The organism is Corynebacterium sp., assembly GCF_030535495.1.
Classification (GTDB): domain Bacteria; phylum Actinomycetota; class Actinomycetes; order Mycobacteriales; family Mycobacteriaceae; genus Corynebacterium.
Genome location: NZ_JAUNRW010000115.1, coordinates 1 through 6152, shown reverse-complemented (window position 1 = coordinate 6152; position 6152 = coordinate 1). Strand labels below are relative to the sequence as shown.

Annotated in this window: 7 protein-coding genes and 1 riboswitch; of the genes, 4 read left to right on the top strand and 3 right to left on the bottom strand. The window is 71.3% G+C overall.

The annotated features are described in order from the left end of the window. Nucleotides 1-446, bottom strand: a 446-nt coding sequence (locus tag Q4F73_RS10885; RefSeq protein WP_303359369.1) for an SDR family NAD(P)-dependent oxidoreductase, incomplete at its 3' end; no start/stop codon positions are given. Between the two features lie 79 nt (nt 447-525). Here Q4F73_RS10885 and Q4F73_RS10880 point away from each other — a divergent pair. Continuing rightward, nucleotides 526-1479 (top strand): MsnO8 family LLM class oxidoreductase, encoded by a 954-nt coding sequence (locus Q4F73_RS10880; RefSeq protein WP_303359368.1) that lies wholly within the window; start codon nt 526-528, stop codon nt 1477-1479. Between the two features lie 10 nt (nt 1480-1489). After that, the gene (locus Q4F73_RS10875; RefSeq protein ID WP_303359367.1) at nt 1490-2686 is read left to right on the top strand and encodes a hypothetical protein; all 1197 of its coding nucleotides are present in this window, start codon (nt 1490-1492) and stop codon (nt 2684-2686) included. On the opposite strand, the gene Q4F73_RS10870 is transcribed toward Q4F73_RS10875, so the two are convergent. Continuing rightward, entirely contained in the window at nt 2683-3318 is a 636-nt protein-coding gene (locus Q4F73_RS10870; protein ID WP_303359366.1) for a hypothetical protein, read from the bottom strand. The two genes, Q4F73_RS10875 and Q4F73_RS10870, sit on opposite strands and share 4 nt — an antisense overlap. A gap of 38 nt (nt 3319-3356) precedes the next feature. Further along, a riboswitch (TPP riboswitch) is annotated at nt 3357-3453 on the top strand. Between the two features lie 20 nt (nt 3454-3473). Between Q4F73_RS10870 and Q4F73_RS10865 the strand changes: the two genes are divergently transcribed. Both Q4F73_RS10865 and Q4F73_RS10860 read left to right on the top strand, forming a co-directional pair. Beyond that, complete coding sequence (locus Q4F73_RS10865) at nt 3474-4250, top strand: 3-oxoacyl-ACP reductase (protein ID WP_303359365.1); 777 nt, start codon at nt 3474-3476, stop codon at nt 4248-4250. Nucleotides 4251-4253: 3 nt separating this feature from the next. Next, on the top strand, nt 4254-5525 hold the full coding sequence (locus Q4F73_RS10860) for an LLM class flavin-dependent oxidoreductase (protein ID WP_303359364.1): 1272 nt from the start codon (nt 4254-4256) through the stop codon (nt 5523-5525). 22 nt (nt 5526-5547) lie between these two features. Here Q4F73_RS10860 and Q4F73_RS10855 read toward each other — a convergent pair. Continuing rightward, nucleotides 5548-6152, bottom strand: a 605-nt coding sequence (locus Q4F73_RS10855) for a trypsin-like serine protease (RefSeq protein ID WP_303359363.1), incomplete at its 5' end; no start/stop codon positions are given.

Sequence of the window (6152 nt, the reverse complement as noted above, 5' to 3'; positions counted from 1 at the left end):
GGGATGTTCTCGATGCCGTCGTGCCAGATCTGGCGGGAGGCGTTGTTGACCAGGATGTCCAGGCCGCCGAAAGCCTCGACGGTGTCGGCGACGATCTTCTGGCACTGCTCGAGTTCGGTGAGGTCACCGGGCAGGGCCAGGGCCTTCTGCCCGGCGTCCTCGATGGCCTTGATGATGACGTCCGCGTCCGGCTGCTCCTCGGGGAGGTAGGAGATGGCGACGTCGGCGCCCTCGCGGGCGAAGGCGATGGCCACGGCCGCGCCGATGCCGGAGTCACCACCGGTGATCAGGGCCTTGCGCCCCGTGAGTCGTCCGTTGCCTTCGTAGGATTCCAGTCCCAGGTCGGCCATGGGCTCGAGCTTCCGGTCCAGGCCCGGGTGGGGCTGTTCCTGCAGCGGCGGATCGATGGTGGGGTGGAGGGTACGGGGATCGTTGATGTCGGCCATGGTGATCTACCTTTCATTAGTGGGTATGCATCCAAGGGTACGGACATCGTCCCCGTCGCGCCCCTGGCACAGTGAAAGCATGCGACTGTCCCTCCTCGACCGTGCCAACTCGCTTGCCGGTGACACCGACGCCGCCGCCCTGCAGCGGGTGGTGGGACACGCGCGCGCGGCGGAGAAGCTCGGTTTCTTCCGCTTCCTCGTCGCCGAGCACCATGCCGTGCCCGGCCTGCCGGGCTCACAGCCGGGGTTGCTGGCGCTCGCGTGCGCGGCGGCGACGGACACCATCCGCATCGGCACGGCGGGCATCATGCTGCCCGACCATCAGCCGCTCATCGTCGCCGAGCAGATCGCCACGTTGGAGGCCCTCCACCCCGCGCGTATCGACGCCGGCATCGGCTCCTCCCTCGGCTTCACCGCGCCCGTGCGCGCCGCCCTGCGGCAGGGCGATGTCGCCGAGCTCAAAGCCCGCTACCCGAATGACGTGCGGGAACTGCTCAGCTATCTGGACGGCACGGCGCCGGTGACGGCCCGACCCCGGGCCGGTGCCACGCCCGTGTGGCTGCTGGCGGGCTTTCGTTCCGTCCTCCTCGCCGCCGAGCTCGGCCTCGGCGTCATCCTCGGCGGCCCGGACCAGGTCGCCGCCGCCCGGCTCTACCGGGAGAACTTCCGCCCCGGGCGTATCGACGCCCCGCAGGTCATCCTCTCCGCCGCCGTCGCCGTCGCGGACACCGCCGAGGCGGCGCGCGACCTCCTCCTGCCCGAGGCATACGCGCAGGCCCGCGCCCGCACCACCGGGAGTTTCGATCCGCTCCTGCCGCTCGCCGAGCTCCCCGTCCCGAGCACCCGGGAGCGCCGCCGCATGGAGGAGACCCTGGCCGCGGCGATCCACGGGAGGCCGGGGGACGTCGATAAGCAACTGCGGGAGCTTCTCGACGCCGCCGGCACCGACGAACTCCTTGTCACCGGCGGCATGAGTGATCTGGCGGGCCGCGCGGAGTCGGAGCGGATCCTCGCCGGTTTGTCCCTCCATTAAGGTGTGCCCCATGAGTGAATCGACGCGTGGATCTGCCGCCTGGCCCGCCGCTCTCGGCGCGCTGGCGGTGGCGCTCGGTCTGGCCGCCCTCGCCTGGCCCGACCTGGCGCTGGCCCAACGCCTCGGCGGGGGACTGCTGGCGCTGCTGGGGGCGGCCGGGGTGGTGTGGGCGGCGTCGAGAAGCACGAGTCGGCGCACCCTTATCGTCGCGGCCGTGCCGGCCCTGCTGCTCACGGGCGTGCTGGCGGGTTCGATGGTGCAGGCGCCGCCGGAGGGGCCGGTGTTCGTGCAGCGTTCGGGATCGATTCCGGCGGCCGAGGTGAACAGCCTCGGCGAGATGCACGCGCAGATGCTCGACGTCGCCGACGAGCTGGTCGACGACGGCTCCTCCCGCCTCCACGACATGAACCTGTTCACCGACCTCGACTCGGGCTCCTTCCAGGTGGTGCGCGGCGAGGACGTCCTGCTGCGCGCCCGCCTGAGCATCCGCCCGCAGCGCGAATGGCAGTGGGAGGAGCGCCGCGTCGACTTCGACCCGCCCAGCTTCGACGGCCGCGCCGTCACCTTCGACTACGACACCGTCGTGGGTCAGCTCACCGACAAAACCGAGGCGATCGGCATGACCCCGCGCTTCGAGACCGTGTGGATCAGCCCGCCCGTCGCCCCCCGCCTCATGCTGGAAACGGCCAACCCAGCAGGGCTGCCGGTGGCCCAGTTCAACTCCCGCCAGCGCGGCCGCGACCTGCAGCTGCAGGTCCTCGGGGACGGCACCATCCCGGACACCTACTACGACGTCGCCGATCCGGCCGCGGCCCGGGAGCAGATCCTCGCCGTCCTGCGTGACGACGCCCGCGGCGTCACCACCGCCGCCGTCCAGGTTCTCTCCGCCCGTACCCCCACCAGGTACACCGACGGCCCGGTCATCGACGACCGCCCCCTCCAGGGCGGTGTGGAGTTCCGCGGCACCGTCGACGGGGAGTTCCTCCAGATCGCGGTGCCCGTCGGGCAGTTCCCCACCCTCTACTCCCGCACCCCCGATGACGCGCTCGGCTTCCTCCCGCTCGCCGACCTGCCCGTCGAGGCCATGCGGCCGCATATCCCCACCTCAGAGTTCCCGCACGCCTGGCAGTTCACGGCGAGTGAGCCGCGGCCCACGCTGCGGGTCATCGACGCCCCCGGCGCACCCGTGGACAGCCACGAACTTTAGGTCAGCTCACCGCGTTGCAGGGTCTCCAGGCGCTCGACGGCGGGGAGGGTGCGGGGGAGGAGGCCGGCGTCGATAAGCGAACGCACCGTCTCCAGCGCGCGGCGGTAGTACGTCGCGCGCTCGGCCTCCGTCGCCGCCCGCTGGGCGTGGCGGTAGAGCTTGAGGCCGGTCTCGGCCTCGGTGCGGCGGGTGGGCTCCAGCGCGGAGGTGCCGGTGGAACGCGCGTAGCGCTCGGCCCCGGCCCATGCCATGCGCAGTTCCGCGACGGACTCCACGTAGACCTCGGGATCGCCTGATTCCTGCCGCCCGGCCAGCGCCAGCGCGTCGAAGAAGCGGTGCACCTCCGGGCGCGAACGGTCCCACAACCCGGGGTACCGCAGGAGCATCTCGGGATCGAGCTCCCAGCGGGCGTACTCGTCGAGCACCTCCCGGTGCTGGCGGCGGGCGATTGAAGCGGGATCGGGTTCCTCCACGGCCGGCTGGCGCATCAGCCCCGTCACGGCGACCGCCAGGCCGAGCACCGCGACGACAACGCCCGCCACCAGCCCGGTCGCGCCGCCGAGGGTGCCCGCCAGAAATGCCGCGAGCAGCATCGAGACGAACACCACGCCCAGCACCTTCCGGATCTGCATGGGCGCCACCCTAGCAGCGGCCCCTGCTAGGGTGGCGGGCACGTGACACGGGGTGCTGCCCGAGAGCAGCTGAGAACACACCCGTCGAACCTGATCCAGTTAGTACTGGCGAAGGGAATGTCCCTCCTTCGCCTTTTCCTGCGAAAGGCACCCCCATGAGCATCACCCCCACCCCCTTGAACGAACAGATCGTCCTGGTCACCGGCGGCGCCCGCGGCCTGGGCAGGGCCGTCACCGAGGCGTTCCTGCGCGAAGGCGCGAAGGTCGTGGTCAACTACTTCTCCTCGGCGGAGGCGGCGGAGGAGATCGTCGATAAGCATCCCGGCCAGGCGGTGGCCATCCAGGCCGACGTCCGCGACCGCGCGCAGATCGACGCCCTGTTCGCCACCGCCCGCGAGGCCTTCGGCGCCCCCGTGACCACGGTGGTCTCCAACGCGCTCATCGACTTCTCCTTCGACGGCGACGCCCGCCCGCAGGCCGCCGACATCGGCTACGAGCGTTTCGAGTCCCAGTTCGCCGGCGCCATCCAGGGCACCCTCAACGTCACCCAGGCCGCGCTGGAAGGCTTCGACGAGTTCGGCTCGGGCCGCATCATCACCATCGGCACCAACCTCTTCCAGTACCCGGTCGTGCCCTACCACGACTACACCGCCGCGAAGGCCGCCCTGCTGTCGCTGACCCGCACCCTGGCCGCCGACCTCGGCCCGCGCGGCGTGAGCGTCAACATGCTCTCCGGCGGCCTGCTGCGCACCACCGACGCCTCCGCCGCCACCCCGGACGAGGTCTTCGACTTCATCGCCGCCGGCACCCCGCTGCAGTCGGTGACCACCCCGGAGGAGTTCGCCGACGCGATCCTCTTCTTCGCCTCCCCGTGGGCGCGTTCGGTCACCGGCCAGAACCTCGTCGTCGACGGCGGCCTGGTCAAGGACTGACCCGTGCACCTCAACCTCTTCGCCTTCGCCGCCGGCCACCACACCTCGGCGTGGCGGGCCGCGGACTCTTCGGTGGGTCGCCTCGGCGACATCACCTACTGGGAGGAGCTGGCGCAGATCGCGGAGCGCGGCTGCCTCGACGCCTTCTTCCTCGCCGACGGCCAGTCGGCGGCCATCGGCGGCGTCGGCGGTGGGCCCGCCTGGTACCTGGAGCCCGTGACCACCCTGACCGCCCTGGCCCGCGCCACGGAACACATCGGCCTGGTCACCACCATCTCCGCGACCTTCTGGCCGCCCTTCCACGCCGCCCGCCTCATGGCCAGCCTCGACCACATCTCCGGCGGCCGCGCCGGGATCAACGTGGTCACCTCCATGGGCGACGACGAGGCCCGCAACCACGGCATGCCCGCCCTCCCGCCGCACGCCGAGCGCTACGCCCGTGCCGATGAATTCATCCGGGTGGTGGGGCAGCTGTGGGATTCCTTCCCGGCCGATGCCGTGGTGTGCCAGGAGTCCTGGGCCGACGCGGCGCGCTTATCGACGCCGAATCACTCCGGCGAGTTCTTCGAGGTGGCAGGTCCCCTCAACATTCCGGCCGGACCGCAGGGCCGCCCCGTCCTGTTCCAGGCCGGGGCCTCCGAGCCGGGGCGGGACCTGGCGGCCACCTACGCCGAGGGCATCTACGCCGTGGCCTGGGACCTGGAGATGGCCCGGGAGTACCGCTTCGATGTACGCCGGCGGGCGGCTGCAGCGGGACGGGACCCGGATTCCCTCGTCGTCATGCCGGGCCTGGTCACCTACGTGGGCCGCACCGAGGAGGAGGCCCGCGAGAAGCAGCGCGCCCTCAACGAACTGCTGCCGGTGGCCGATGCCCTGCGCGGGCTGGAGTACTTCATCCAGCAGGACACCTCCGGCTGGGATCTCGACGCCCCCGTGCCCGAGCTGCCGCCGCTGGAGGAGTTCACCGGGCCGAAGGGGCGGTACGCCACCATCCTGCGGATCATCGAGTCCCGGCAGCCCACCGTCCGGGAGCTGCTCGGGTATCTGGCCGCCGGCGGCGGGCACGCCACCTTCGTGGGCACGCCCGAGCAGATCGCCGACGAGATGCAGCGCTGGGTGGAGGAGGGTGGCGCGGACGGCTTCAACCTCATGCCGCCGTCCCTGCCGGCGGGGATCGAGGACGTCGTCGATCTGGTCGTGCCGGTCCTCCAGGAGCGCGGGGTGTTCCGCCGGGCCTACTCCGGGGCCACTTTGCGCGAGCACCTCGGGGAGTAGGCGCGGCGGGCGCCCGGTGCCGTCAGCTCGTGGCGATCACGTGCGGCGGCACGGCGGTGAGGGTGTGGGACGAGCCGTCGGCGTGGTGGTGCTTGGAACAGATCACGCCGATGAATCCCTCGCCGGGCAGCCAGACGGGCCCACCCGAGTCACCCTGCCGGATATCCAGGTCATCGATCCGGGCCACGGCGTCGTACTTGATCGCCGGCTTGGGGTACATGCGGGTGGTGCCGCAGGTGACGGCGCCGGTGGTGTGTCCGTAGGCGCAGGCCGGTTGGCCGGTGCCCACGTGGGCGGGCATGTCGACGACCGAGTCACCGGAGTAGGTGTTGTCACCGGCGATGACCTCGGGGGTGAACTCGATGAAGGCGACGTCGCGGCTGGCACCCTCCAGGTTGTCCCCGGTGGTGTAACGGTTGCCGTTGACCCAGCGGAAGGTGCCGATGTAGCGGCCCCGGCTGTCCTTGACCCCGGTCCCGTCGTCACCGCAGTGAGCGGCGGTCCAGGCGCGGTGCTGGGAATGATCGATGTAGCCGACCGTGCAGCGGGCTCCGAGGGTGATTCCCTGGGGGCCGGTGGCGATGTCCGTGGTGAACAGGTCACCCTGGTTGACCACGATGGTGCCGG